Annotated in this window: 1 protein-coding gene and 1 pseudogene; both read left to right on the top strand. The window is 47.7% G+C overall.

Annotation, left to right across the window (positions count from 1 at the left end; translation table 11 throughout):
* A pseudogene (locus EOO50_RS17650) lies at positions 1–253 on the top strand (16S rRNA processing protein RimM); the annotation flags it as partial.
* A gap of 192 nt (positions 254–445) precedes the next feature.
* Entirely contained in the window at positions 446–1,156 is a 711-nt protein-coding gene (locus tag EOO50_RS17645) for a methyltransferase (RefSeq protein ID WP_290841602.1), read from the top strand.
* The last annotated feature ends 84 nt before the right edge of the window (positions 1,157–1,240 follow it).

Below are 1,240 nucleotides of genomic sequence, written 5' to 3'. Positions count from 1 at the left end.
GCCCAAGCTCGAAGGCGACAAATTCTATTTTCACGAGGTCATCGGTTTTGACGTCGAAGACAAGCGCCTGGGAATTGTCGGGAAAATCGTATCTGTAAACGACATCGCCGCACAGCCGCTGTTCGAAGTCCTCAAAGACAACGTCATCGAAATCCTGATCCCGATGATCGACCACTTCATCGTCAAGGTCGACCGCAAAAACAAAGTCATCAAAATGGACTTGCCCGAAGGATTGATCGAAATGTATCTTTAACGATCGTTCAATTTATTTTTTTGGAGCTGTTTCCGGCTATCCGTTACAATCTTTTTTAAAAGCATTTTCCTTCGCTGCCGCTGCGGCAAACACTTTCAAAAAAGGATTTCCACTGCTATCCGGGCTAGGGGAATTTAGCCGTAACTTTGCTTCTCGATAACCCGAACTTCACGTCACCCGAAAAACGTTCCTATGTTTCAATTCAAGCAATTCAATATCGACCAGGATAAAACCGCAATGAAAGTCGGCACCGACGGCGTACTTCTCGGCGCATGGACGCCAATCGACCACGAGCCCGATTCTATTCTTGATATTGGAACCGGAACCGGAGTAATCGCACTGATGCTCGCCCAGCGCTGCGACGCCCAGCAAATCGATGGAATCGAAATAGACGAAAACGCCCACGAGCAGGCAACCAATAATTTTGAAAATTCACCCTGGAACGACCGGCTGTTCTGCTTTCACGTATCGCTCGACGACTTCATGGACGATGTCGAGCACGAAGAATACGATTTGATTGTTTCCAACCCGCCGTTTTATACCGAGAATGTTTCATCAGGCGACGACGCGCGCGACACCGCAAGGCAAAACCAGTCGCTGCCGTTTGATGATTTGTGCGAAGCCGCATCGGTTTTATTGTCTGAAGACGGAATTTTCACCACGATCGTTCCCTATAAAGAAGAGCCGTATTTGCTGACTTTAGCGTCAGTTCACGGCTTGTTCCCGATAAAAGTTACACGCGTCAAAGGAACGCCGACATCTGAAGTAAAGCGCAGCCTTCTTGCATTTTCGATGACCGAGCCAAAAAATGTAGAAATTGACGAACTCATAATCGAAACCTCGCGCCATCAATACACCGACGATTACATTTGTTTGACGAAGGAATTCTACCTCAACATGTAACTACGGCGCTTGCTTGCAAATTCGCTATTGCTCGCCTTCAAGCTTGTAGCGTTTCATTTCCTGGAGCGGCTCGATCGCGCTGTA

Source organism: Flavobacterium sp., from assembly GCF_004211145.1.
Classification (GTDB): domain Bacteria; phylum Bacteroidota; class Bacteroidia; order Flavobacteriales; family Flavobacteriaceae; genus Flavobacterium.
Note: the sequence above shows the minus strand (reverse complement) of the source record. Positions and strands in the feature narration are given on the sequence as shown.